At 58.4% G+C, this 25,111-nt stretch carries 20 protein-coding genes and 3 pseudogenes; 21 read left to right on the top strand and 2 right to left on the bottom strand.

Annotated elements, in window-relative coordinates; all coding sequences use genetic code 11:
- Nucleotides 1-2: 2 nt before the first annotated feature.
- From ACQQZ8_RS03225 to ACQQZ8_RS03155, 15 genes and pseudogenes are all read left to right on the top strand, one after another.
- Nucleotides 3-878 carry a F510_1955 family glycosylhydrolase gene (locus ACQQZ8_RS03225; RefSeq protein ID WP_431711271.1) on the top strand — a complete coding sequence of 292 codons (876 nt, stop codon included), beginning with the start codon at nucleotides 3-5 and terminating at the stop codon, nucleotides 876-878.
- Nucleotides 875-1,552: a GNAT family N-acetyltransferase gene (locus ACQQZ8_RS03220; protein ID WP_431711270.1), complete on the top strand. Its 678-nt coding sequence runs from the start codon at nucleotides 875-877 to the stop codon at nucleotides 1,550-1,552. The genes ACQQZ8_RS03225 and ACQQZ8_RS03220 overlap by 4 nt, the downstream gene beginning before the upstream one ends.
- A 284-nt stretch (nucleotides 1,553-1,836) precedes the next feature.
- Entirely contained in the window at nucleotides 1,837-3,363 is a 1,527-nt protein-coding gene (locus ACQQZ8_RS03215) for a multicopper oxidase family protein (protein WP_188684282.1), read from the top strand.
- Between the two features lie 197 nt (nucleotides 3,364-3,560).
- Nucleotides 3,561-3,818, top strand: a pseudogene (locus tag ACQQZ8_RS03210) (TlpA family protein disulfide reductase); the annotation flags it as partial.
- Entirely contained in the window at nucleotides 3,818-4,609 is a 792-nt protein-coding gene (locus ACQQZ8_RS03205) for a cytochrome c biogenesis CcdA family protein (RefSeq protein WP_431711269.1), read from the top strand. The pseudogene ACQQZ8_RS03210 and the gene ACQQZ8_RS03205, both read left to right, overlap by 1 nt.
- A 538-nt stretch (nucleotides 4,610-5,147) precedes the next feature.
- A pseudogene (locus tag ACQQZ8_RS03200) lies at nucleotides 5,148-5,397 on the top strand (DNA polymerase V subunit UmuC); the annotation flags it as partial.
- A gap of 119 nt (nucleotides 5,398-5,516) precedes the next feature.
- Entirely contained in the window at nucleotides 5,517-6,665 is a 1,149-nt protein-coding gene (locus ACQQZ8_RS03195; RefSeq protein WP_431711002.1) for a tyrosine-type recombinase/integrase, read from the top strand.
- A gap of 2 nt (nucleotides 6,666-6,667) precedes the next feature.
- Entirely contained in the window at nucleotides 6,668-6,997 is a 330-nt protein-coding gene (locus tag ACQQZ8_RS03190) for a helix-turn-helix domain-containing protein (RefSeq protein ID WP_047118356.1), read from the top strand.
- A gap of 903 nt (nucleotides 6,998-7,900) precedes the next feature.
- Nucleotides 7,901-8,992, top strand: coding sequence for a hypothetical protein (locus ACQQZ8_RS03185; RefSeq protein WP_431711003.1), 1,092 nt, complete (start codon nucleotides 7,901-7,903; stop codon nucleotides 8,990-8,992).
- Nucleotides 8,993-9,237: 245 nt separating this feature from the next.
- Nucleotides 9,238-10,572 (top strand): MFS transporter, encoded by a 1,335-nt coding sequence (locus tag ACQQZ8_RS03180; RefSeq protein WP_431711004.1) that lies wholly within the window; start codon nucleotides 9,238-9,240, stop codon nucleotides 10,570-10,572.
- 173 nt (nucleotides 10,573-10,745) lie between these two features.
- Nucleotides 10,746-11,249 (top strand): annotated as a pseudogene (locus ACQQZ8_RS03175) (DNA polymerase V subunit UmuC); the annotation flags it as partial.
- Nucleotides 11,250-11,300: 51 nt separating this feature from the next.
- The gene (locus ACQQZ8_RS03170) at nucleotides 11,301-11,867 is read left to right on the top strand and encodes a YdeI/OmpD-associated family protein (RefSeq protein WP_431712119.1); all 567 of its coding nucleotides are present in this window, start codon (nucleotides 11,301-11,303) and stop codon (nucleotides 11,865-11,867) included.
- 188 nt (nucleotides 11,868-12,055) lie between these two features.
- On the top strand, nucleotides 12,056-12,172 hold the full coding sequence (locus ACQQZ8_RS03165) for a hypothetical protein (RefSeq protein ID WP_431711268.1): 117 nt from the start codon (nucleotides 12,056-12,058) through the stop codon (nucleotides 12,170-12,172).
- Between the two features lie 165 nt (nucleotides 12,173-12,337).
- A complete protein-coding gene (locus tag ACQQZ8_RS03160; protein ID WP_431711267.1) occupies nucleotides 12,338-13,081 on the top strand; it encodes an SDR family NAD(P)-dependent oxidoreductase in 744 nt (247 codons plus the stop codon).
- Between the two features lie 276 nt (nucleotides 13,082-13,357).
- Nucleotides 13,358-13,825 carry a hypothetical protein gene (locus ACQQZ8_RS03155; protein WP_431711266.1) on the top strand — a complete coding sequence of 156 codons (468 nt, stop codon included), beginning with the start codon at nucleotides 13,358-13,360 and terminating at the stop codon, nucleotides 13,823-13,825.
- Nucleotides 13,826-13,888: 63 nt separating this feature from the next.
- Here the strand turns inward: ACQQZ8_RS03155 and ACQQZ8_RS03150 are convergent, their stop codons facing one another.
- Nucleotides 13,889-16,111: an NADP-dependent isocitrate dehydrogenase gene (locus ACQQZ8_RS03150; protein ID WP_431711265.1), complete on the bottom strand. Its 2,223-nt coding sequence runs from the start codon at nucleotides 16,109-16,111 to the stop codon at nucleotides 13,889-13,891.
- A 320-nt stretch (nucleotides 16,112-16,431) separates the two neighbouring features.
- A complete protein-coding gene (locus ACQQZ8_RS03145) occupies nucleotides 16,432-17,004 on the bottom strand; it encodes a TetR/AcrR family transcriptional regulator (RefSeq protein ID WP_431711264.1) in 573 nt (190 codons plus the stop codon).
- A 145-nt stretch (nucleotides 17,005-17,149) separates the two neighbouring features.
- Here ACQQZ8_RS03145 and ACQQZ8_RS03140 point away from each other — a divergent pair, with 145 nt between their 5' ends.
- The 6 genes from ACQQZ8_RS03140 to ACQQZ8_RS03115 all read left to right on the top strand — a co-directional run bounded on the left by ACQQZ8_RS03140 (nucleotide 17,150) and on the right by ACQQZ8_RS03115 (nucleotide 25,003).
- Entirely contained in the window at nucleotides 17,150-18,616 is a 1,467-nt protein-coding gene (locus tag ACQQZ8_RS03140) for an MDR family MFS transporter (RefSeq protein ID WP_431711263.1), read from the top strand.
- Nucleotides 18,617-18,837: 221 nt separating this feature from the next.
- Nucleotides 18,838-19,596: a LamB/YcsF family protein gene (locus tag ACQQZ8_RS03135; RefSeq protein ID WP_431711262.1), complete on the top strand. Its 759-nt coding sequence runs from the start codon at nucleotides 18,838-18,840 to the stop codon at nucleotides 19,594-19,596.
- Nucleotides 19,593-21,182 (top strand): carboxyltransferase domain-containing protein, encoded by a 1,590-nt coding sequence (locus ACQQZ8_RS03130; RefSeq protein WP_431711261.1) that lies wholly within the window; start codon nucleotides 19,593-19,595, stop codon nucleotides 21,180-21,182. Before ACQQZ8_RS03135 ends, ACQQZ8_RS03130 begins: the two co-directional genes overlap by 4 nt.
- 12 nt (nucleotides 21,183-21,194) lie before the next feature.
- On the top strand, nucleotides 21,195-22,925 hold the full coding sequence (locus ACQQZ8_RS03125; RefSeq protein ID WP_431711260.1) for an acetyl/propionyl/methylcrotonyl-CoA carboxylase subunit alpha: 1,731 nt from the start codon (nucleotides 21,195-21,197) through the stop codon (nucleotides 22,923-22,925).
- Between the two features lie 48 nt (nucleotides 22,926-22,973).
- Nucleotides 22,974-23,645: a GntR family transcriptional regulator gene (locus ACQQZ8_RS03120; protein ID WP_431711259.1), complete on the top strand. Its 672-nt coding sequence runs from the start codon at nucleotides 22,974-22,976 to the stop codon at nucleotides 23,643-23,645.
- A gap of 365 nt (nucleotides 23,646-24,010) precedes the next feature.
- Nucleotides 24,011-25,003: an adenosine deaminase gene (locus ACQQZ8_RS03115; RefSeq protein WP_431711258.1), complete on the top strand. Its 993-nt coding sequence runs from the start codon at nucleotides 24,011-24,013 to the stop codon at nucleotides 25,001-25,003.
- Nucleotides 25,004-25,111: the final 108 nt, after the last annotated feature.

Genomic DNA, 25,111 nt, shown 5'->3' with positions numbered 1-25,111 from the left:
CCATGCTTACACAGAACTCACTTTTGCGCGCTCAAAAACGCGCAGTCTTGTCCGTCGCCGCGCTCTCTATGGTCCTACTCACGGGCTGCACGCAGTCAACCAGCGAAGGACCCGCTGCGCAAGAAGCTGCCAGCGTCGCAGTCTTCAGCCACGTCCACGGCATGAGCGTTGACCCGGATTCCGGGCGCATCCTTTTGGCCACCCATGAGGGACTCTTCGATGCCACAGCTGACGCACCGCAGAAAATCGGGCCCACCATTGACCTGATGGGATTCGCCACCGCCGGAAAAGACGAGTATTATGCTTCCGGGCACCCGTCGACTGAGACCGGTCTGCCCGACCCAGCGGGTTTGATCCGATCAACTGATGGCGGGTCCACGTGGGAACCGCTCTCTCTTCAAGGCAAATCCGATTTCCACGCCTTGGCCGTCACCGGCGAGAGCGTCATCGGTTTTGACGGCACACTGCGGGTGACCGATGACACGGTCACATGGAACACCATAGATGCCGGCATCCAGCCCTATCATCTCGCCGGAAGCCCGCTGTCCCAAGTCGTGCTGGCCACCACCGAACAAGGAGTACACCGTTCTGAAGATGGCGGGAAAACCTGGACCTTATCCCAAGACGCTCCGGTCCTGCTGCTGACCGCTTTTGCCAGCAAATCGGTCGCCGTCGGAGTGGAACCGGATGGTGCGGTGCAGCTCAGCCGCGATGCCGGACGCACTTGGCAAGAGACTGCTGGAGTCGTCACCGGGCAACCGGCTGCCATTGCCGCCACCGGCGACGATGGCGGACACGTGCGGATCTGGGTGGCCACCAGTACGGGTATCTCACACTCCACGGACGACGGAGCGACTTTCACCGAGAAAACCCCATGAGCCGAATAACCTCAAAGAATCCCGGCACCGGCTCACCTGTCGTCATCAGAGATGCCACAGAACAAGACCTGAGCAGGATGGCCTCGGACATGATCCGCTACCTTCCAGATGGATTATTCCCCCACTTAGGAAACCACTTCGTACGTCGTTGGATGAAAACGTTCCTCACCGAACGATTCGGGATTGCCCTTGTCGCCGTGAGTGACGATGAACAGCCATTAGGCTTCCTAATTGGCTCGACCAACCAAGTCCGCCACATCGCTGACGTACTTGCCAACCAGAAGTGGGGACTTCTCCTCTCGGGTCTCGCGGCGCTCTCCATCCGGCCACGTGTACTTCTTCATTTTCTGGGCACCCGCGCACGTCCCTACGCCCGTCGTCTGCTAGGACGCACCGCTAGCCCGGTATCCAGCGACAGAGTGATACCGTCGCCTGCTGTCATTACATCACTTGTGGTGTTGCCAGATCGGCGTGGTGAAGGAATAGGCGTCTTTCTGATGGACGCATTCCTTAAACGTGCAACAGCGGACCATGCCAGGTTGGCCGAGCTCGCCACCGCGGCCGGTGCCAACGGGGCAGGTAAATTCTATGAGAAGCACGGTTGGACATGCGTCGAGCAGCGATTCTCCAAGGATGGAATGGCAACCAGTATCTACCACCGCTATCTTCAGTAACCGGAAATGTAGGCTTCGGCCGGATCAACGACCCGCCGAACATCGGTCACGATTTCTAATCACCGCAGGTTAGCTCTTAGGCACCGTGTTCCTCCAAGATCAGAGAGCTAGGAGTCGAAATACCAGACGGCGGCCAGCGGCATTGCAGACACGGCGGACCGCCAAAGCGGCATGAGGCTGCGTAAAAACCGTAATCCGTTGGATTGACTGCGTGCCACGAGCTGGCCGCCATCCTCTATTTTCCTATGCTCCCCCAAGACTCACACTTCATAAAGGACTGCTTCATGACTTACCAATTCAACCGACGTTCCTTCCTTGGACTGTCCATTGCCACGACCGCAGCTGCTGCCCTAAGCGCCTGCGCACCCAAGGCCCAGAACTCCACCGGGGTGTCCCGAGTCCTGCCCACCGACCCGCTCATCGCAGAAGTCGAAAACCTGCGCCCCAGTACCGGAAAGACGGTCACGAAAACGCTGAAGGCAGAGTCGATAAGCACGGCAATGGCCGGAGAGAAGATCACTACATGGGGATACGACAAGAAGCTGGTCGCCCCCACACTACGTGGCATGGTCGGTGACCAGCTCAATCTGAATCTCACCAATGAGCTTCCTGAATCCACCAGCATCCACTGGCACGGTCTTGCCTTACGCAACAACGCCGACGGCGTGCCTGGACTCACACAGGAGGCAGTGGAGACCGCGACCAGTTATTCCTATGACTTCAAGTTGGCACATCCCGGCACGTATTGGTATCACTCCCACGTCGAGATGCAGCGCGAACGCGCCCTCTATGGCGCTCTGATCATTGATGATCCGCAAGAACCATTGCAGTACGACAAGGAGTGGGTGATCGTCTTGGATGACTGGCTTGATGGTGTCACCGGAACGCCTGATGAAGCGATGAAGGAGCTCGCTAAGGGAATGGCTCCGATGAGTGGAATGAGCCACGGTAGCGAAGACGGCGGCATGGTGATGGGCCATATGCTCATGGGTGCAACCAGCGATTTTTTGGGCGGAGATGCCGGTGACGTGGCCTATCCGTTGCACTTGTTCAACGGCACCACCATCGAAAAACCCGAGGTTTTTATGGCACAACCCGGGGATCGAGTTCGATTGCGTATTATCAACGCCGCGGGCGACACTGCCTACCGGGTCGGAGTTCCGAAACAGAAACTTATCGTGACCCATACCGATGGATTCCCGGTCGTTCACGCTGAGGTTGACGCCGTCGTCTTGGGCATGGGAGAGCGCATCGACGCGCTTTTGACGATCCAAGATGGTTTCACACCGTTGTTGGCCTTGGCCGAAGGGAAAGCCCAAATGGCCTACGGTCTCATTGCAACCGGGACAGGGACGGCCCCAAGAAGGGGTGATCTCCCGACGGTCTTGACCGGAGAGATCGTTGACGGTGGACAGCTCACCGCCGACCCTTCCGTGAATCTTGCGGTCAAGATGCCGGACCAAGTCCACGAGCTGCGGTTGACCGGCGGAATGGAGGACTACGACTGGGGCATCAACGGCCATCGTTTCGACATGGCCAAGCCATTTGAGCATACCTTTGATCTGAAAGAAGGACAGCGCGTGGAAGTGAAATTCATCAACGACACCGACATGTGGCACCCGATGCACATCCACGGCCATACCTTCCAAATCGGGCAGTCCGGGGCACGAAAGGACACGGTGATTGTCCGTCCACGGGAAACTGTCACCGTCCAATTTAATGCCGATAACCCGGGCCAATGGCTCACACATTGCCACAATGCTTATCATGCGGAACGCGGCATGATGGGAGTATTCTCCTACGTCAAGTAGCTCACGAAACCATGGGCATGTGCATAAATCCAGTTCTACAACCATGTATAAACCGGCGCCGATCTCACAAACCGTCTCTGCAAACCTCTCAGGAGTCTGACAACATGAAAACCCTCAGCGAGTCCCAAGCACAGCGCTTGGGACGGCGTACCTTCTTGCGCGCCGGCATGCTTGCTGCCTTAGTTAAAGTGAAGGCCGAATTTATCGGCATCAATATCCGTGACGAGAAAGAAGCTGCACAAGCCTTCGAGCGCACTTTCGGGATCTCATACCCATCGGTGCAAGACACCCAAGGTGAAATCCGGCTGGCTATGACCCAATATGTCCCATTGCAGGCAGTGCCCACCACGCTGGTGCTCGACAAACAGGGACGGGTCGCGTCACGTGTCCTTGGAGCGGCCGAAAAGGCCACGCTTAAGGCCCTGATAGATACCTCCCTTCAGGAGTCGCTGTGATGAATTTGCCGCTCACCACCACCTTGGCAATTTCGGTCCAGGGCAACCCTTTTGCTGAGGTTATCCAAGATGGATCCTTGCTGCTTGCGGTTCCCGTGGCCGTCCTTGCCGGCCTCGTCTCGTTTCTGTCGCCGTGCGTTCTTCCTTTGGTTCCGGGTTATCTTGGCTACGTGACTGGGCTATCTGGTGCTGATCTCGTCGAGCAGAAACGTGGCCGCATGGTCGCGGGTATTGCTCTGTTCATCCTCGGATTCACTGCCGTCTTCGTGCTCGCCGGAGTGGTCTTTTCTCAAATCGCCGCATGGATGCGGTTCGAAGGTGCCTGGGTCACTCAGCTTCTCGGTGTGCTGGTGATTTTCATGGGCATTGTGTTCATGGGTGGATTTTCTTTCATGCAACGCGACGCGAAGATGCGCCGCAAACCACCGGCTGGCTTGTGGGGTGCCCCGGTACTGGGTGTGACCTTCGGGCTTGGTTGGGCACCTTGTATCGGACCCACACTTGCCGCAGTGTTGGCAATAAGTACCGGCCTTGACCCCAACCCTGCGAAGGGCGCCTTACTGACATTCTTCTATTGCATGGGGCTGGGGCTGCCATTCCTTTTCATCGCAGTGGGGTTGCGACGCGGAATGGGTGCCATGAAGTTCCTGCGTCGGCACCAGCTATCGATCATGCGCGTGGGCGGCGGCATCTTGATTCTTCTTGGAATTCTGATGGCCACCGGCCTGTGGGGCTCCTGGGTGACGCAATTGCAGGACTGGTTCGCCAATGAGATCAGGTTGCCCATCTAATGGCACAAAAGATGTAATGGTCACAGCTACTGCCTGGACAGGCATGTCGCACTCGCTCTGAACACAGCCCACCAGCGTGTATACCGACATTCTGCTGCTGAACCGTCGCTGTAGCTAGGCATAGTTCTTCTCCGGCACTTGGTAAACCCAGAATCGGCGACAAAGTATTGGTTACTAATCTTTTCCGATGAGGCCAGAGCCGTCCAGATATGGCCGAGTCGCTGTGATGGTTACCCGAAGATGCTGCGGTGAACCACAGCCGGTCACCCTCGGATTCCTCCATGGATTCACCGAATCTCAAACACGAAATAACAACCACCTTATGGGTAGGCACCTCGCGAAGAGTTCGAGGTGGCTACCCATTTATTTATCCAAACTGTCAAACCTATGTTCTATATTTTAAGAAACCAATTCGCTTAGATAGATCATGGGTTCAATAAAGGTGTCATTGGGTCAACTCTTCTTAGCGAATATCAACGAAAGTGATACCGATGGTTACCAACATAGACTCCCCACCCCGTCGCGGCGGGGCGAATACATCGCGCACGTGGATGTGAATAGCTTCTATGTCTCCTGCGAACGGGTCTTTGACCCGAAGCTCGATGCCCGCCCGGTGATCGTGCTGTCCAATAATGATGGCTGCGCGGTCGCGCGCAGCAGCGAAGCCAAAGCCCTGGGCGTTGAGATGGGGGCGCCGTGGTTCAAACTCGCGGCCGACGCTGAGTTTCGGGCTGGTCGCGAAGTCCTCTAATTACGAGCTGTATGGGGAAATGTCGGCCCGTGTCATGAACCATCGACTGTTGCGCGAAATGCAACTCGCAATCATTCTATGACCCCATAATAAGCGATCATTCTCATCTAGTGCTGTCGCTTTACCTAGTATATCTCGGGTTTGCTCGGTCGGCTATTGACCGATGATGCATTCACCCTTACATTGTTGTATGTGGTGCAACATTCAGATGATGTAATGCGGACTCTTCGCGCCGTGTCGGACTCGTCCAATGTGGCGTTTGCGACGCCGGAAGCGACGGTGTTTGAGGCCATGCTTGGTGGTTGGGACAGCCAACAGCGCAGTCGGGGGCTGCGTTCGACGACTATTGCGACTCGGCGGCGTCTGATCCTGCGGTTGCAGGAGTTTTCTGGAAGGATGCCGTGGGAGTGGAATGCTCAAGACGTCGAAGAGTTTATCTCGGGACCAGATCAACGGCTCAAGTCGCTTTCAACTATGCGGCACAATCACAATGCGATTAAGACGTTCTGTGCGTATTTGATTGATCCGAATTATGACTGGGTGGCGATTTGTGAAAACCAGTTTGGTAGCCACCCGGTGCAGGTTTGTCTGCCCTGGAATACGGTGGCACATAAGGCTCAATATGAGGGGTCTGGAAAACGTCGTCCTCTGTCCTTCGACGAGGTGGAAACCTTATTTGATACGGCTGATGCCAAAGTCGAAGAACTCGCTGCGTCAGGGAAGAAGGGCGCGCTGGCCGCGCTTCGAGACTCTCAGATATTCAAGACGGCTTATGCTTTTGGGCTGCGACGAAATGAGCTGGCGCAGTTGGATCTTGCGGATCTGCACTACAATCCCGAAGCTAAACAGTGGGGACGTTATGCGGCTTTGCATGTGCGATGGGGCAAGGCCGCCGGCGGCGGTGCACCTCGACGTCGTACTGTTTTGCTCGTGCCAGAATTCGATTGGTGGGTACCGGGTATGCGGCAGTGGGTTGAGCAAGGCCGTGATCGGTTTGATCCAGGAGAACTCGATGCTATTTGGGTTACCGAGCGACGGACTCGCATCTCTGGGGGTTATCTTGATCGCCGGTTTGCCGAGCTTCGTGCCGAAGCTGGGTTGCCGGAAGAGCTGACGTTGCACAGTTTGAGGCATTCGTATGTCACGCATTTGATTGAGCATGGGTATGCTGACCGCTTCGTGCAGGAACAAGTGGGGCACCAGCACTCGTCTACCACCTCGATTTATACCTCCGTGAGTGGAGATTTCAAGAATAGAATTTTGGCCCAGGCGCTGCGAAAAATTACCGAGGAGGAGGAGGGGTAGGAATGATTGAGCTGCATACTACGTGGAACCTTCGAGCCATTATGGCTTCGAAAGGGCTATTCCAAACGACTGATCTTCGCCCTTTATTGGCCGAGCGAGGCGTTGAGCTGTCGCGGGAGCAAGTGTATCGGTTGGTCACAACGCCACCTCGCCGCATTAGTCTGGAGGTGTTGTCTGCGCTGTGTGATGCGCTGGAGTGTTCTAAGGATGAGTTGATCGTGACGGAGCGGCGTGAAGTCGAAGCGCCGAAGACTGCTGTGGCTGAAGGTAGTAAAGCGCCTATTGGTGATCTGCGTCCGGTGCGGGCCAGGATCAGACGGCCTAAGTACTAACGAAAGCTCCTTATGGATACAGTGACACAAGACATTGTCTTGATTCTGGAGCCTTATGTCCCAGAAATTGCGCCGAGTGTTCTGGCCGCCATGATCGATTCTATTGCGCCGGTCCATCGGACGCGTCGGAGGCTGTTCATCGCGATCAGTAAACGGCCCGGGATTCTGACTGGTGAGGACCCGAACGTGCCCGTGACGGTTCAAGCCTTGACCGCTGCTCTCAGGGAGGCTGGGGCCGTGGCGATTGTGGTGCCGGGATGTGAGAGTTGTGGCCGAAAGATGCAGTTGCCGCATCGAGCTCCTCAAGGAGGTCGCCACTGTTCTCGGTGCGAGAAAAATTATCGAGCGAGACCATGTGTTGGCTGTGGGCAACGGCGACCCATCCATAAAAACCTTGATGGACAGTACTTTTGCAGACCGTGTTGGAGGCTCGATCCACGCTCCTTTGGCGTATGCCATCGCTGTCAGGAGACAACCTCTGTTAAGAATGCTTTAGACGGAACGTTGGTCTGCAATCGCTGCTATGAGCGTCCCAAGGCTGATTGTTTCGGCTGTCAACGTCTTCAACCCATAGCCCTACACCTGCAAGGGAAGACGATCTGTCCCAATTGCTACTACGGGATGCGTTATCCTCGGCCTTGCCCAGGCTGTGGTGAACAGAAATTCCTCACCCACATTGTAAACGACCAACTGTGCTGTGCTTCGTGCGCAGGTCAACCCGAAGTTTTAGCATGTCCGGGATGCGGTTCAGTGAAGAACGTGCGCAAGTTCCACCTGTGCATCGAATGCCACCGCCCTGAAACAATCCGAACGATGCTGGCAGATGCCGACGGGGCTGTGCGGCCTGAGCTTCGACCGTTAGAAAAGTATTTATTGGAAGGGCCTGCGCGAGCTGACTCCCTCATGGGGTGGCAATACACCAACCGTGTCAGTGCTGCGGTGCTGCGAGAATTAGCCACCGGGCAGTTGCCCCTAGAATTCGAGGCAATCTTTACCCGATGCGGAGGAAAACAAGGGGCAACGTTCTTACTGAGCCTGCTCGTGACCTCCGGCGTGCTCCCAGACATCGATGTCAATGAGGAACGATACTACCTCTGGTTGACCTCGTGGCTCTCGGAACAGACCAACTCGACTCATCGGTTGTTGCTGCGCCGATACGCGCAATGGGGGCTCTCGACCAAACCCTGGGCAGGGTACGCGATACGACCTACCGATCCCAATAACCGGTTTCACCGGCTCCGATCTCGACTACAGACCTGTGCTGAATACCTTCAATTCGTCGAGGAGCAGGGATATACGACCTTGACCTTGCCCCAACGCGTGCTCGACGCCTACGTTGCTGGCTCAGCGAACCGGCATGATCACATAAGCCACTTCACGCGATGGCTTAAAGACAATGGACTTGCTACAGCTGTCTCATCATATCGTCCAAAAAGAGAACCCGTAAGTTCGATGCCTCCGGATGAACGCTGGGATCTAGCGCGCTGGTTGCTCCGAGATCAAACCCTAGAACCGCAAGACCGTGTCGCAGGACTATTTGTGTTGTTATACGGACAACCACTGACTCGTATTGTCGCCATTCCACGTACTGCGGTGCATTTCAGCAAGCAAGGCGTTTCCGTCACCCTCGCCGATGATCCTATTGAGCTGCCTGAACAACTCGGGCATGCTGTCACGCTGTTGTACCAGAACCCACCCAGAACTCACCGGGATATAAATGACACATGGATATTCCCCGGAAGGTGGCCAGGTAGACACCTCACCGCAGGGGCCTTAGGAAGCCGGTTGAATCGATTGGGTATTCCGGTCAATCGTTCTCGTTCGGCCGCACTCCTGGAACTTGCCGCTGAAATACCTGTGCCACTCTTATCGGATCTGCTCGGTATCTCCACCGTCTCAGCTGCAGCCTGGGCAACAGCAGCAAACCGCGACTGGTCAACATATCCTGCACTACGCACGAAGGCTTGCCCGGCAAGATATCCGCCACGGAACTGATACAATCCAGGGTATGGCAGGTTCCTCTGCGGCTGCAGCCGCCGTGACGAAGATGCTCCGCTAGCGGCGGAGCACGTAGTCCTTTAATCTTTAGATGCTTCGCCGCTCTACGGCCAGTCCGGAGCGGCGCTTAGTGCTGCCCGGAGTTCTTCTGAACGATGGAGCACGACTTGGTTCCCACTAATCTTTCTTCTCAATCTAAAACCACGGCGGTGCGGGCTTGGGTGACGCTCGCCTGTCTTTCCATGTTGCAATTCTTGATCGCGGTAGATGTGACCGTAGTGAACGTTGCCCTTCCGTCCATCGGTGCCGAGTTCGGTGCCAATGCTAGACAACTGACATGGGTTGTCGTCGGGTACACGATCACCGGTGGCGGTCTATTAATGCTTGGCGGCCGGCTCGGGGACCTACTCGGGCAGCGCCGGTTGTTAATGATCGGCACAACTGTGTTCGGCCTCGCTTCACTGCTGGCGGGACTTGCCCCTACGTATCCTATTCTTGTAACCGCGAGGCTGCTTCAAGGGGCAGGCGAAGCAATGGCTTTGCCAGCCGCAATGGCTGTGATTGTTCTCTTGTTCCCCGAAGGTCGTGGACGATCACGCGCGCTGAGCGTGTGGGCGGCAGTTGCTAGCTGCGGGCTTGTGCTTGGCTTCATTCTCTCCGGAGTCATCACTGAGTTTTTAGGGTGGCGCTGGATCTTCCTTGTATCGGTACCCTTTATCGTGTTCGTCCTCATCGCTTCGGGCATTCTCATCCCGGCAGACCAGCCAAGAAGGCGTATGAAACTCGACCTTCCTGGTTCGGTCCTGTTGACAGCTGCGCCACTTCTGTTGGTATTCGGGATCGTCGAAGCAGGAGAGGCTGACGGAATCCCCCGTTGGGCGGCCGTAGTCGTGCTAATCGGAGCTGTGATAGCCGCATATTTGTTTGTTGTTGTTGAACGACGGGCCACGAATCCGCTGATACCCCTGGAGTTCTTCCGAAACCGAACGCGGGTGTGGGCCAATCTTGCGACTGCTCTGCTCAGCGCTGCTTTGTCCACATCGTTCCTGCTGTTCACTTTCTACCTGCAGAACCGGCTAGGACTCAGTCCGTTGACCACAGGACTGACGCTGGTGCCACTAGCGATCTCGCTTGTTGCTGCCGCAACCTTGGTACCTCGATTCCTCGGACGATGGGGTGCCCGATTTTGCGCCGTGACCGGCATCGGGTTTACGGCTCTCGGGATGGTGGCTATCGCCATCGTCACGTACGTGGAGGCTGCAGCTATTGCGATGATTCCAGCTATGGTTCTCATCGCAGTCGGGATGGGTTTTGGGCTAGTCGGGCTTCAATACGCGGCTGTTACTGGAGTGACCGAATCGGATGCCGGTACAGCTTCTGGAGTCCAGCGAGCAGCAGATCAGCTCGGCGGGTCAGCAGGCATCACCCTCTACATCGGCGTCGGTTTTTCTGGAGCTTCCTTCGGAATAGACCCATTTCTGCTCAGTAGTACGTTTGCCGTCATCGGGTTAATCGGGGCAGGACTGATAGCCATGCGTATATCCATGCCGCGTCATGGTGCTGAGGAAGACGCGTAGCAACGAAACCATCCGAGTCAGCTCCCGTGACATATGCTGGGCGCATCGTGACACCGTTTTCTCCGCCTTGGCACAGCGCAGTGACAGGCCCACGACGCGCCCAGCAGGGTATATCCTGCTGTAACGCAATCGACACGATTCAATAGTGAACAAATTGATATTCGCCAGTACCAGTAAGACTGTTGGGCCGTTTCTCGGCGTGGGTGAAGGTCTATTCCATTGACGAAGCGTTCCTGGGTGTGTCCGGCACCCTGGATGAGCTGCAAGCCCTCGGTGAGCAGATCAAGGCAGAAGTGCACCGGCTGACCGGGTTGTCGGTGTGCGTGTGGGATCGCGTCCCAGCACAGACCACCGAGAACCTGCTGGCGCGTCTGCCGGCGGTGGAGGTGTGGGGTATCGGCCCCCGGCTAACCAAACGATTGCGAGGCTTAGGCATCTGGACGGCCAAAGACCTGCGCGACGCGAACGAGGTGCGGATCAGGGATAAGTTCTCCATTGTGCAGATGCGCACCGTGCTAGAGCTGCGCGGGATACCTTGCATCCCGATGGAAGAAGAACGAGTGATCAAGGATCAACTGATCTTCTCCCGCAGTTTCTCCGATCCGATCACTGACAGGGTGGGGATGGAGCAGGTGATGGGGATTTATGCGCAGCAAGCCTCCGCACGTCTGCACAAGCTTTCAGCCCCACTGTTTCCAACGGGAACGATTCACTTCACAATAGTTGCCATGGACTATGACAACCCGCTGATCCTCAAAGATGTCGCCGCATGGCGTGCCTGGCTTGACGAGAATGAAGAAACCAGCGACGGAGTGTGGCTGCTCGTAGCCAAGAAGGGCACCACCGAACCGACCTATCTGATGGTTGTCGACGCGCTGCAGGAAGCATTGTGCAGCGGATGGATCGACGGACAGCGCCGCAGCCGCGACGAAACAACATTCCTGCAGCGCTACACTCCCCGCCGCAAGGCGTCAGTCTGGTCGGAGAAAAACACGCAATTCGTGGCAGCGCTGATCGAGCAGGGCAGGATGCGCCCACGCGGACAGCTAGAGATCGACAAGGCGAAGGCCGACGGCAGGTGGAACCGCGCCTACCAAGGGCAAGCGACAGCTCAGGTTCCCGAAGACCTGCAACGTGCCTTGGATGCGCAGCCAGCCGCCAAAGCCGCCTTCGAAGCGCTGAAATCCCAGCCGCGCTATCACATCCTGCATCAGCTGATGATTGCCAAGTCCGAGAAGACCAGAGCTGCGCGCATCGCACGTTTTATTGCGCAATTGGGCGAAGAGTCCGAGTGACGCGCGCTGAATAACGATGCCCAAGTATTTTCAAACGGCTTATCGGCATCCTGACTCGGCTTCATGAAGAATCCTTTAAGTGCTCTCCACACCCGTTCCACATGCGTCGACCATGAGGAAACCTGTGAGGGAAAAACGAAGGACCGTTCTAGTCGTCGGGCTGTTGCTGATCCCGGAATTTCGCCGCATTGAAATCGCAGCCGAGGTACGACATCCTGCATCAACTGACGATTGCCAGAACTGAGGAAAACAGAAGCAACAGGTTGGAGCGATTCGCCTCTGGATTGAATCGCGAAACCCCTTGATCAGACAAGGGTTTTACTCCGCCGTCAGCTGAACGATTGACTTAGGTGACCTTTTCTACGAGCTGTCGAATATAGCGAGTAGACTCTGAGTTATTCAGGGGGTTGCCCCCACCGATCCCGAGATGAGTTACCTCGGATCGCCATGATTTTCGAAGGGAGTTCAGCATGCAGCTTGAAGGCAAGGTCATCATTGTTACGGGTGGCGCGTCCGGCATCGGCGGGGCCATCAGCCGCGTCCTGCTCCGCCGCGGAGCCAAGATCGTCGCAGTGGACCTCAACGCCGAAGCGGGAGCCAAGCTCAAGGAAGAAGCCGGCGATTCGCTGGCCTTCATCGCCGGCGACGTCAGCAAGCAGGAAACCGCAGATGCAGCCGTTGCCGCAGCCGTGGAGAACTTCGGCGGATTGAACGGCCTGGTCAACAACGCACATGCTTCCCGCCAGGCCCCGTTCACCGATCTGGACCAGGCTGCCTGGGATCTCTCGTTCAATACCGGCTTCCTGGCCACCCGCCAGTTCATGCTCGCCGCTTACCCGCACCTGAAGGACAACGGCGGCTCGATCGTGAACTTCGGCTCCGGCTCGGCCATGGTCGGCCAGCCGACCCAGGCCGCCTATGCTTCGGCCAAGGAAGCCATCCGCGGCCTGTCCCGCGTGACCGCCAACGAATGGGCGGCCAACAACATCCGCGTCAATGTGGTGTCGCCCATGGCGCTGACCGACGGTGTCAAGGTCTGGAGCCAGGCCTTCCCGGAGCTGTACGAGCAGTCGCTGGCCAAGGTGCCGTTGGGCCGCTTCGGCGACCCGGAGGCCGATGTGGCTCCGGTAGTGGCCTTCCTGCTCTCCGATGATGCCCGGTACGTCACCGGTCAGACCCTGATGGCCGACGGGGGCGCAAACCAGCTCTACTAGTTCTTCCGATGCCCTTTTTGTCCGGCGCGCCTTTGTTTCGTCCGTGTTTTTCGCTGGGGTCTGACCCCGCAGACACCAGGGCCTTGTCGGCTGGGCCAAGTGCGTCGCAGGTCCCTCTGCGGTCGGGGCGGTTCTGCACGGCAGTGGCCACACGCCCCCGAATGCGAAGCCGCACCTGCTGGAGGTGCCTGAGGCCCGCTGAATGCCCCGGCCGGTGCTCCCCGGACCCTTTTCGTCTTTGGGACCGACCCCCAGGCCTGGGGGCACATTGAGGCCATGGGCGCTATCCGCCCCCTGCGCCAGGTGCTAATCAGCGGACGCAACAGCGATCCGGTGGCCCACCTGGTTGCCCGTACCGAAGCCCTTGGTCTTTCCGCCCGTGTCGCCACCCCGCTCTTCGACGGTTCATTGGTCCGCGACGGCGCATGCGTGGTGGCGATGGGATCCCACGAGCCACGCTTCCGTGAGCTCGACGGCTCACTGATGGGGCGCTCTTTGGTGGTCGTCGAGGACGTAGCCACGGCCTTGCGCGAAACAGGGGATGTCATCCAGGCCATCGATCAGGCGAAACTGAACGCCGATGTGTTGGCCACGCTGAGCGAACTGGTCCTCGGTTCGGTTGTCCGCAAGGAAGATCGACGATCGACCGATTGTTTTCAAGGGCACAGGCATGTCCTGGCAGGATCTGGTGGTCGCTGCGGGGGTTCCGGCACACTTCACCCACGGCCGCGTATGAGCAGTTAAGAGATCCAGGCCAGGCGGCCTCCCCACAGGGAGGCCGCCTGGCCTGGATCTTTCAGCCTGGGGCTACTTGGTCAGCAGTTCCAGGGTCTTGTTCAGGGTTTCGCTTGGACGCATGACAGCCGCGGTCTTGGCGTTATCCGGACGGTAGTAGCCGGCAATGTCCACGGGCTGGCCCTGGACCGCGGCCAGCTCGGAAACGATGGCTTCCTCGTTCTCGCCCAGTGCCTTGGCCACGGCCGAGAAAGCCTCGGCCAGCTGGGCGTCCTTGTCCTGCTTGGCCAGTTCCTCGGCCCAGAACTTGGCCAGGTAGAAGTGGCTGCCACGGTTGTCCAGCTCACCGACCTTGCGCTTGGGAGATTTGTCCTCGAGCAGGAAGGTGCCGGTGGCGGCATCCAGAGTGTCTGCCAGAACCTGTGCGCGGGCGTTGTCGGTGGTGACTGCCAGATGCTCGAAGGAAGCGCCCAGGGCCATGAACTCGCCCAGCGAATCCCAGCGCAGGTGGTTTTCATTCACCAGCTGCTGCACATGCTTCGGGGCCGAGCCGCCGGCGCCGGTCTCGAACAGTCCGCCACCTGCCAGCAACGGTACGATCGAGAGCATCTTGGCGCTGGTGCCCAGTTCCAGGATCGGGAACAGGTCGGTCAGGTAGTCACGCAGCACGTTGCCGGTCACCGAGATGGTGTCCTCGCCCTTGCGGATGCGCTCGATGGTGTACTTGGTGGCCTCGACCGGGGACAGGATCTCGATGACCAGGCCCTCGGTGTCGTGTTCCTTGAGGTATTCGGTGACCTTGTTGATCAACACGGCATCGTGGGCGCGGTTCTCATCCAGCCAGAACACGATCGGGGTCTGGGAGGCGCGGGCGCGGTTCACGGCCAGCTTGACCCAGTCGCGGATGGCGACGTCCTTGGTCTGGCAGGCGCGCCAGATGTCCCCGGTGAAGACCTGGTGCTCGATCAGCACGGTGCCGAACTCGTCCAGCACCTGGACGTGTCCGTTGCCGGTCATTTCGAAGGTCTTGTCGTGCGAACCGTATTCCTCGGCCTTCTGGGCCATCAGGCCGACGTTCGGCACGGTACCCATGGTGGTCGGATCGTATGCGCCGTTGGCGCGGCAGTCCTCGATCACGGCCTGGTACACACCGGAGTAGGAGGAATCGGGCAGCACGGCCAGGGTGTCCGCGGTCCCGCCCTTGGCATCCCACATCTTGCCACCCAGACGAATCATCGCTGGCATCGACGCGTCGACGATCACATCGGAAGGCACGTGCAGGTTGGTGATGCCCTTGTCGGAGTCGACCATGGCCACCGATGGGCCTTCTTCCAGACCCTTGGCGATCAGCTGCTCAACACCGGCGCGCACCTCGTCCGATAGCTCATCCAGCCCACCCAAAATAGCGGCCAGACCGTTGTTTGGGTTCAGGCCGGCAGCGGCCAGCTGCTCACCATAGGTGTCGAACAGTTCGGAGAAGTAGGCCTTGACCACGTGACCGAAGATGATCGGATCCGAAACCTTCATCATGGTGGCCTTCAGGTGCGCCGAGAACAGGATGTTCTCGCGCTTGGCGCGGGCCACGGCGTCCTTGAGGAATTCACTCAGTGCGGCTACGTGCATGACGGTACCGTCGATAACTTCGCCTTCGAGCACCGCGAAAGGCTTCTTCAGGACCTTTACTTCGCCATCTTCGCCCACGAAGCGGATGGAGATGTTCTGGTTCGTTTCGATGACCACGGACTTCTCGTTGGAAGCGAAGTCGTCTGCTCCCATGGTCGCCACGTTGGTCTTCGAATCCGCAGCCCATTCACCCATCGAGTGTGGGTACTTGCGAGCGTAGTTCTTCACCGACAATGGTGCACGGCGATCCGAGTTACCTTCACGCAGCACGGGGTTCACGGCCGAACCCTTGATCTTGTCGTAGCGGGCCCGGATGTCGGTTTCCTCATCGGAGGATGGGTTATCCGGGTAGTCTGGCAGCGCGTAACCGGCGGCCTGCAGTTCGGCGATCGCAGCCTTCAGCTGTGGGATCGAAGCCGAGATGTTCGGCAGCTTAATGATGTTGGCCTCGGGGGTCTTGGCCAATTCACCCAGTTCGGCTAGCGCATCGGCAATGCGCTGTTCCTCGGTGACGTAGTCCGGGAAGGTGGCGATGATGCGGCCGGCCAGCGAAATATCGCGGGTTTCTAGCTCCACACCGGCGGTCGAAGCGAAGGCCTCGACGATCGGCAGGAACGAGTGGGTCGCCAGCATCGGCGCTTCGTCGGTATGGGTGTAAATAATCTTGGCCATAGGTGTGGCGTCTCCCTGATCGTCGTGCGAAAGCGGGGTTAACCGCCCTAAACTCAACGTTCCTAACTTACCTGATTTCGGTCGCTACGACACCTTTATGTAGTGCAGACAATGTTGCCCAATACCTTGATTTCGCCCCGAAATCCCGCAGTGAATTGGCCTCGCGCAGAACGTCACACTGAGTTAATACCGGATAACTCAGTAGCGGTGCCCTGAAAAATTCGCGAGTTGCAGGGAATTTGCCAGACCAGCTGCATTCAACGACCGAATGGCATCCGCCACGGCCTCAGTCCTCAAACATTCGCAATACGGCCCCAGCATTAGATTGCCAACAACTGCTGCGCGACCCGCTCGAAGATTTCCAGCGGATCACCGGGAGTCCCGTCTACTTCTGTTCGGGCATAACTTTGCCAGGCAACACGCCACGCGCTGATCGCGATTTCGGCCGCCAACAAGGAGCACATGGAACCTATCTGCAGCTGCGTTTCGAGCTTGTCACGCAGGAGTTCCACCAGCTCGCGCTCCTGCTGAGCCACGGTGGTCATCAGCTCGGGCTCGCGAATCAACAATCGAGAAATACGCCGAAATTCATAGTGCTCGACTTCCACGGCGAAGCAGCTACGGCACACCTGAAGCAACTGCTCGAGCACTTCGCGGAAGTTGCCCGCGTGAAGTTCGAGCGCTAGGAGGGCTCGCTTCACATCACGCACCCCAGGCAGCGCAGCGGACTCCTTCGAAGGGTAGTACCGAAAAAAGGTGCGTTCCGATATTCCTGCGCGCGCAGCAATCTGGCCCACCGTCGTGGTTTCTAATCCCTGCGCCTCAAGTAAATCCAAGGTCGCCCGTTGGATTTGATCGAGGGTGCGGGCTCTATTTTGCTCGCGTCTACCCATATCCTCATTTTTCCCGATTGCTTGACTGAATGCTTAACGGCGGGAAATGCCCAACATATTTTATGTCACACTCTGCCAGTTTCGCTTATTAAAACTGTCAGTTTATGACAAGATTTCAAAGTTCGCACTTCGAGAAAGAGGATTCGTGACCCAGATCGACACCAGCAAGGCCAAGGCGCAGCCACCAAGCTCCCCGGCAACACAGCTCACTACCAAGCAGCTAACCGGCATCATCACCGCACTGGCTCTGGCGGCATTCTTGATGATTCTCAATGAGACGGTGCTAACCGTAGCGCTGCCGGCAATCATGGCCGATCTGCAGGTTACGGCGGCCGCCGGTCAGTGGCTCACCACCGGCTTCTTGCTCACAATGTCCGTGGTCATCCCCACCACCGGGTTCCTCCTGCAGCGCTTCTCCACCCGGTCGCTGTTCATCTTCGCGTTGCTTAGCTTCCTAGTCGGCCTGGTCCTCGCAATTTTTGCGCCCAACTTTGCCACTCTGCTAATTGCGCGCATTATTCAGGCGGTCGGCACGGCGATCGTGCTGCCGCTACTCATGACCACCACACTTAGCCTCGTACCCGTTCATCGCCGCGGGGCGGTCATGGGACTGAACTCGATCGTGATTTCGGTGGGCCCAGCGATTGGACCGACGGTCTCCGGGGCTATCGTCAACGCCTTCTCTTGGCACATGATCTTCGTCTTCATGACTCCACTGGCCCTGTTGATCCTTGCCGTTGGACTGGTGTTCATCAAGCTTCCTTCAACCGCACGTAAATTGCCGGTAGATGTGCCCTCGGTCATCCTTTCTGCGATCGCGTTCGGCTTTCTCGTCTATGCGATCTCCAGCCTGTCGGGCATAACCGAGCACCCAATCTTGACTCTGGTTTACTTCGCCATCGCCCTTATCGGTCTGACGTTGTTTGTTTTCCGACAAATCAAACTCACCGCTCAAGGCCGCGAACTGCTGAATCTGATGCCATTCACCAATCGCAACTTCACACTGAGCGTTCTGGTCATCATGATCGCCATGGGAACACTGCTTGGCACGGTGGTCCTGGTCCCCATCCTGCTGGAATCCGGCGCCGGATTATCCACACTCTCCATCGGCATGATGCTGCTTCCCGGCGGTCTCGTTCAGGCCTTTGCCTCTCCAATCTTCGGCCGTGTTTACGACCGCTTTGGCCCGCGCCCGGTCCTCATCCCCGGCGCAGTATTACTGGCGGCCGGCCAGTGGCTCTACCTATTTACCGCGAACGCCCAGGCCGAACTGTGGGTGTTCATGATTAACCACATGGTGTTCTCCGCCGGGTTGGCACTACTAATGACGGGGCTGCTGTCTTCCGCTCTGGCCACCGTGGAACCCCGCCTCTACGGGCACGGTTCGGCGATTTTCAACACCGGGCAACAGCTGGGTGGCGCAATTGGCACGACAATCTTCGTCACCGTGATGACCATGCTGGCGGACGGTCACTTGGCGCAAGGCAGCCCGTTAGGTCAGGCGCTCTTCTCCGGAGCGCACACAGCCTTCCTCATTGGCACCATCCTCACGACCGCCTGCATTGCACTGGTTCCCTTTATCAAGATTGATCGGCGCAGCGCAGCATCCTAATCCGCTTTTTGGCAGCATTATTTTCGCCCCGGAACCGCAGAGCGGTTTCGGGGCGAACTCGTTCCACGCCATCCGGCGGTCCATCAGCCTGCTTCGAACAGGTCCGGGGTCAGGAATAGCGAAGTTCAGAAGAACTACTAAGAGTTTCCGCAAGATTGTTGAACAATCTATCGTTGTGGTGCATCCTTAAATAAGAGATCGACACGAGACGGGGATCACACATGGCATTCATTGACCTAAATTCGGACGTGGGAGAGTCCTTCGGGAGCTGGACCATGGGAGACGACGCAGCGATTTTCACATCGGTCTCCTCGGCGAACGTGGCCTGTGGTTTCCATGCCGGCGATCCACAAACCATGGCACGCACCTGTCGAGAAGCCGTGGCCGCCGGAATTAGCATCGGCGCCCATGTTGGGTACCACGATCTAGCCGGATTCGGGCGACGTTTCCTTCAGGTTCCGGGCAACGAACTGGCCGATGACATCTTGTATCAGCTTGGTGCGTTGGATGCCACCGCCCGGGCAGCCGGTGGCGAAGTTAAGTACGTCAAGCCACACGGCGCGTTATACAACGCCATCGTGCATCATGAAGAACATGCCCAAGCTGTCATTGACGCGATCCGTGCCTTTGGCCGAGATCTGCCGGTGCTGCTCCTACCGGGATCGTTAGCACTCCACAAGGCGGAGAAAGCCGGACTCCGGGGGGTCAGCGAAGCTTTCGCCGACCGTAATTACAACCCCGATGGCACGCTTGTCTCCCGCACCAACGCCGATGCGATGTTGCATAACCCGCAGCAAATCACCGAAAACATGGTGCGCTTGGCCTCCGACGGGCAGATCCGTGCCGTGGACGGCAGCATTATCAACACCTCTGCGGAAAGTATCTGCGTCCACGGCGATACCGCCGGCGCCGTAGCCGTGGCCGCAGCAGTCCGTTCCGGCCTGGAGTCGGCCGGCATCGGAATCAAGAGTTTCGTATGAGCGTGCAGCAGATTCGCCGCTTCGGTTCCACCGGATTACTCATCGAACTCTCGGACCTTGACTCGGTTCTGGCCTTGCACGCCACGCTGCAGACAGACCCGCTCCTGGGGCAACGCGATGTCTTGGCCGCGGCCCAAACCGTGCTACTGACCACCGACAGTGCACACAGTGCGCGCGCGGCCGAACAGCTCATTGCCCAGCTGGCATTGAATACCGCCCCCGCTGACACCGGAGAATTAGTCACCGTCGACGTGACCTACGACGGGGCCGACCTCACCGAAGTGGCCGAGCTGACCGGACTGAGCATAGAAGCGGTGATCAAAGCGCATACCACCCAACAGTGGACCGCAGCCTTCGGCGGTTTCGTCCCGGGCTTTGCCTACCTCATGGGTGAAAATGACAGCTTGAACGTGCCACGGCGCAATACCCCGCGCACCGCAGTGCCCGCCGGCTCGGTGGCTCTAGCCGGCGCCTACTCAGCTGTCTACCCGCGTCAGTCCCCCGGCGGTTGGCAGCTTTTGGGCCACACCAACACCCCCATGTGGGATCTGAGTCGGGAGAATCCGGCGCTGATTCGGCCGCAGGATCGCGTCCAATTCCGCGCGGTGCGCGAACAAACTAGGCTCAACACGGCGCCAGCATCCGGGCACTGCGAACAGTGGGCACACCCGAGCCTCGAAGTCCTCGATGCCGGCTTGCAATCGCTATTCCAGGATTTAGGTCGGGTTGCGCAGGCGAACCTGGGAGTGACCGGCTCGGGGGCAGCCGATACGGCCTCCAGCCGGCAAGCAAACCGGTTGGTGGGCAATCCTGCCCGTGCGACCGTGATCGAGAACCTCACCGGCAATCTGGAACTGCGGGCCCTGACCGATGTGGTGTTGGCCGTTACCGGGGCCACCGCCGAGCTGGTGGTCACCCCGTCCGCGGAGGACAGAATTCGGATTGAGCGGACACCGGCGATGAATACGCCCTTCGCCTTGCTCGCCGGTGAGCGCCTGAAACTCTGGCCCACCGGAGAAGGACTGCGCAGTTATCTGGCGGTGCGGGGCGGCTTCAGCGCCGATTCGGTGCTGGGGTCCAGTTCCACCGACACGCTCTCCGGGCTTGGTCCCCCAGCGATCGCTACCGGCAACAAGCTCTACATCGGCCAGCCCGCGACGCTCAGTGTGGTGGGCCACCCGGAACCTTCCACCTTGCCGCGACCGGCCGCTGACGGTGACTATCTGTTGCGGGTAGTGCCGGGGCCACGCCAGGACTGGTTCGGGTCCGCGGGCATCGAACAATTGTTACACCAACGTTGGGAAGTATCTTCCGAGTCCAACCGGGTGGGTTTGCGGTTGCAGGCTCACGATGCCGCACCGTTAGCGCGGATCCGTACCGGGGAGCTAGCGAGTGAAGGGATGCTTCCCGGGGCCTTACAGGTCCCGCCCTCCGGCTTACCTGTCCTGTTTCTGGCAGATCATCCGGTTACCGGCGGTTACCCGGTGATCGCTACGGTCATCGAGGCGGATCTGCCCGCCGCCGCGCAGCTTCCACCGGGAGCCACCGTGCGTTTCACGCTTGCTGATCAAGACATCGAGAACTAAGGAATGCCCCGCATGAAAAAAGTGCTTATTGCCAACCGCGGCGAAATCGCTGTGCGCATCGGACGTGCAGCAGCCGATCAGCAGCTGTCTTCCGTGGCCATCTACTCGGATCCCGATGCTGATGCGCTGCATGTCAAGCGCGCGGATGAAGCCTACGCACTGCATGGTTCCAGTAGTGCCGACACTTATCTGAACATTGCCAAGATCATCAAGATCGCGCAGATCAGTGGGGCCGACGCCGTGCACCCGGGGTATGGTTTCCTCTCCGAAAACGCGGATTTCGCCCAAGCGGTGTTGGATGCTGGCCTGATTTGGATTGGCCCTTCCCCACAGTCCATCCGCGATTTGGGTAATAAGGTCACCGCCCGGGACATCGCGGTACGCGCCGGAGCGCCGCTGGTCCCCGGCACTCTAGGACCCGTCCAAAACGCCGAAGAAGTACGCGACTTTGCCCGTGAACACGGTATGCCGATCGCTATCAAGGCCGCTTTTGGGGGCGGTGGACGCGGGTTGAAGATCGCTCGCAGTCTCGAAGAGATCAGCGATGCCTACGAATCGGCGGTTCGCGAAGCCACGGTGGCCTTTGGCCGCGGCGAGTGCTTCGTGGAACGCTTCTTAGACAAGCCCCGGCATGTGGAGGCGCAGGTGCTCGCGGACACACACGGCAATGTGGTGGTCGTCGGTACTCGTGATTGCTCGTTACAGCGCCGACACCAAAAACTGGTGGAAGAGGCTCCAGCACCATTCCTGAGCGATGAGCAGCGTTCACTCATCCACGAATCGGCGAAGGCCATCTGTGCCGAAGCAGGCTATGTGGGAGCCGGGACCGTGGAGTATTTGGTCGCACCCGATGGACTGATCTCTTTCCTCGAGGTCAATACCCGGTTGCAAGTCGAACATCCGGTAACCGAAGAAAGCACCGGAGTGGATTTGGTGGCCGAACAGTTCCGCATCGCTCAAGGTGAGAAACTGCGCTTGACCCAAGATCCCGCACCGACCGGCCATGCCTTCGAGTTCCGGTTGAATGCCGAAGATCCGGCGCGTGGCTTCTTGCCGACCCCGGGACTGATCACCGCCTTTGAGCCACCCACCGGATCTGGTATCCGAGTTGATTCCGGGGTACGCACCCATTCGGTGATTCCGGCGCAATACGATTCGTTGATGGCCAAGCTGATCGTCACCGGGGCCACCCGTGAACAAGCCCTCACTCGGGCCCGTGTCGCATTGAAAGAAATGGTGATTAACGGGGTGGCAAGTGTGTTGCCATTCCATCAGGCGGTCACCGCGCATCCTGCCTTTACCGCGGAGCACGGGTTCGGGGTCTACACCACCTGGATCGAGGATGAGTTCAGCGCGCAGCTGCAGGCCAGCGAGGATATTGAATTGCCAGCCCCGAGCGGTGAACGGGAGACCTTAACCATCGAGCTCAACGGTCAGAGCATGCAGCTTGGCTTGCCCGCCGAACTACTCAACGCTGTGCGCCATGGCGGCTCAGTCGCGGCACCAGTACTCGGTGGTGCGCCTGAGGATGAGGCCGCGGTGCTGTGCCCGATGGATGGGAATCTGGTAGCTTGGCAAGCCGCCGATGGAGCTTCGGTGACCAAGGGTCAAGCCGTGGCGGTCGTTGAGGCCATGAAGATGGAGTCCCCGGTTCTTGCACATCGTGACGGAGTCTTCAGCCGCGCCGACTTCACCGATGGTCAGGCTATCAAGCGTGGTCAGAGCCTGGGGGCAATTGAGTAATACCGAGCGTGGGTGCAGCATCTGTGTACTAAATTAGATGGAGTGAACGTGAAGTCTCTTTTTGCCTCCATCCCGCATGGGAAGGGTTCCACCCACGCACATACCAGTTCGTGGGTGGCCGAAACCCTGCGCCGACAGATCGCCCAAGGGCAACTACACCCGGGAACCAAGCTTTCCGAGCAGGCGCTATCTCAGGCATTGGGGGTTTCGCGCAATACCCTGCGTGAGGGGTTCACACTGCTGGATAGCGACCTGATCATTGAACGGATCCCCAACCGTGGCGTGTTCGTAGCTTCCCCCGGGGCCGAGGATGTCCGCGAAATTTATGCGGTGCGCCGCACCATCGAACCAGCGGCCATCGCCTGGGGGCCGCAACTGAATGTTGCCGCATTACAGGAAGTGATCGGCGAAGCTCGCGCCGGACTCGCCGAGGGTTCGGTAGCGCGGATGGCCGACGCCAACCAGAAGTTCCACGAACTGGTGATCCGCAGCTCCGGAAGCGTGTTGTTGACCGAACTGATGGTACGAGTATTGGCACGGATGCGGCTGGTATTCCACGCCATGAGCGATGCCCCAGACTTCCACTCCCATTATGTGGAGCGCAACGCCGCGCTGGTGGACAAGCTTGCCGCAGGTCTCCGCCTTGAGGCCGCAGAAGACTTGCGACACTATCTAGATGTCGCCGAAGCCGAATTGCTGGCCCATCTGGCCTCGTCATAGCTCTTGGGCCATAGTGGTTCACCCCGCCATGCCAAGGTTTAAAAGGCCCGTCAACACCCGATGTTGCGCGCAATCTCACTAGGGCACTGGTCTACTCGCCGACGTTCAACAACCAGCCGTGCACAAGCTGCCGGGTAGAATTGCACATCAGATGCAGCACCAAAGCACTCCGAACGGGCAACATGCTCAAAGCATCAGCTCCCCTTCTGGTTGCTACTTTCGCGTGCTCGCTCAGCACTAGCCAGTTGTTCCACGACACCCCCGGATGACAACGCGCTTGCCGCTACCTGTCGCCGGTGACTTGCGACAGAACGATCGCTAGATCCATGCGGTAACCCAGCAGTCACCGGCAGATGGAGGAGACCATGAAACTACCCGTCGCTGAATTGCATGTTCACTTAGAAGGCACGCTGGAGCCGGAAATGATCATGGAACTCGCCCACAAGAATGGGATCGCGCTGCCCTACGAGTCCCTCGATGATCTGCGCTCACGCTATGAGTTCACTTCCCTGCAGTCGTTCTTGGATTTGTTCTACGCCAACATGGTGGTGTTGTGCACGGCCGAAGATTTCACTGAGCTCACGCTGGCCTATTTGGAGCGTGCCGCTGCCAGCGGGGTCCGCCACGTCGAACTGTTCTTTGATCCACAGGCGCACACCAGCCGTGGGCTCGCTTTGGGTGAGGTAATTTCCGGGATCCGCGCCGGGTTAGCCGAAGGGCAAACCCGTTTCGGCATCAGTCACCAGTTGATCGCCTGCTTCTGGCGCCACGCTCCAGCGTCCGAAGCCATGGAATTGCTCATCGAACTGGTGCGCGATGACCATGATATCGACGGGATTGGTTTGGACTCCTCCGAGGTAGGATTTCCCCCTGAGCTCTTCACCGAGGTTTTTGCCTACGCCCGGGAGCATGGTTTCCGCGTTGTCGCGCACGCCGGAGAAGAAGCCGGCCCCGATTACATTTGGCAAGCGCTGGATCTGTTAAAGGTCGAACGGGTGGATCACGGGATCCGTTGCTTGGATGATCCGCAGCTGGTCAAACGCCTCGTGGCTGAGCAGATGCCGCTGACGGTCTGCCCGCTGTCGAATGTGCGTTTGCGAGCTGTGGACACCATCGAGGTACATCCGCTACCTCACATGCTTGAAGCCGGATTGAATGTGTCGATTCATTCGGATGACCCAGCCTATTTTGGCGGATACCTAGATGCGAACCTCGCGGCCGTGGTCAACGCCTTCAACCTTGATATTGACACTCAGGCGCAGCTGGCACGGAACTCCTTCACTGCAACCTTCCTTGAAGCCGAAGCTAAGGTCAAACTTCTCGCCGAGGTCGACACTTGGCTGAGCGCCAAAAAGTAGCCACAGCCAATATGCTAAACGGGCCACGCGTCACCCTACGGTGACGCGTGGCCCGTTGACTTGGTGTTCAGCCCCTTGTCGCGGGGATTACAAAGCCCGCTGCGGTGT

Source organism: Glutamicibacter uratoxydans (assembly GCF_050753455.1).
In the GTDB taxonomy this organism is placed as follows: Bacteria; Actinomycetota; Actinomycetes; order Actinomycetales; family Micrococcaceae; genus Glutamicibacter; species Glutamicibacter uratoxydans_A.
The sequence above is the reverse complement of the archived record's forward strand: the minus strand, read 5'-3'. Positions and strand labels throughout refer to the sequence as shown.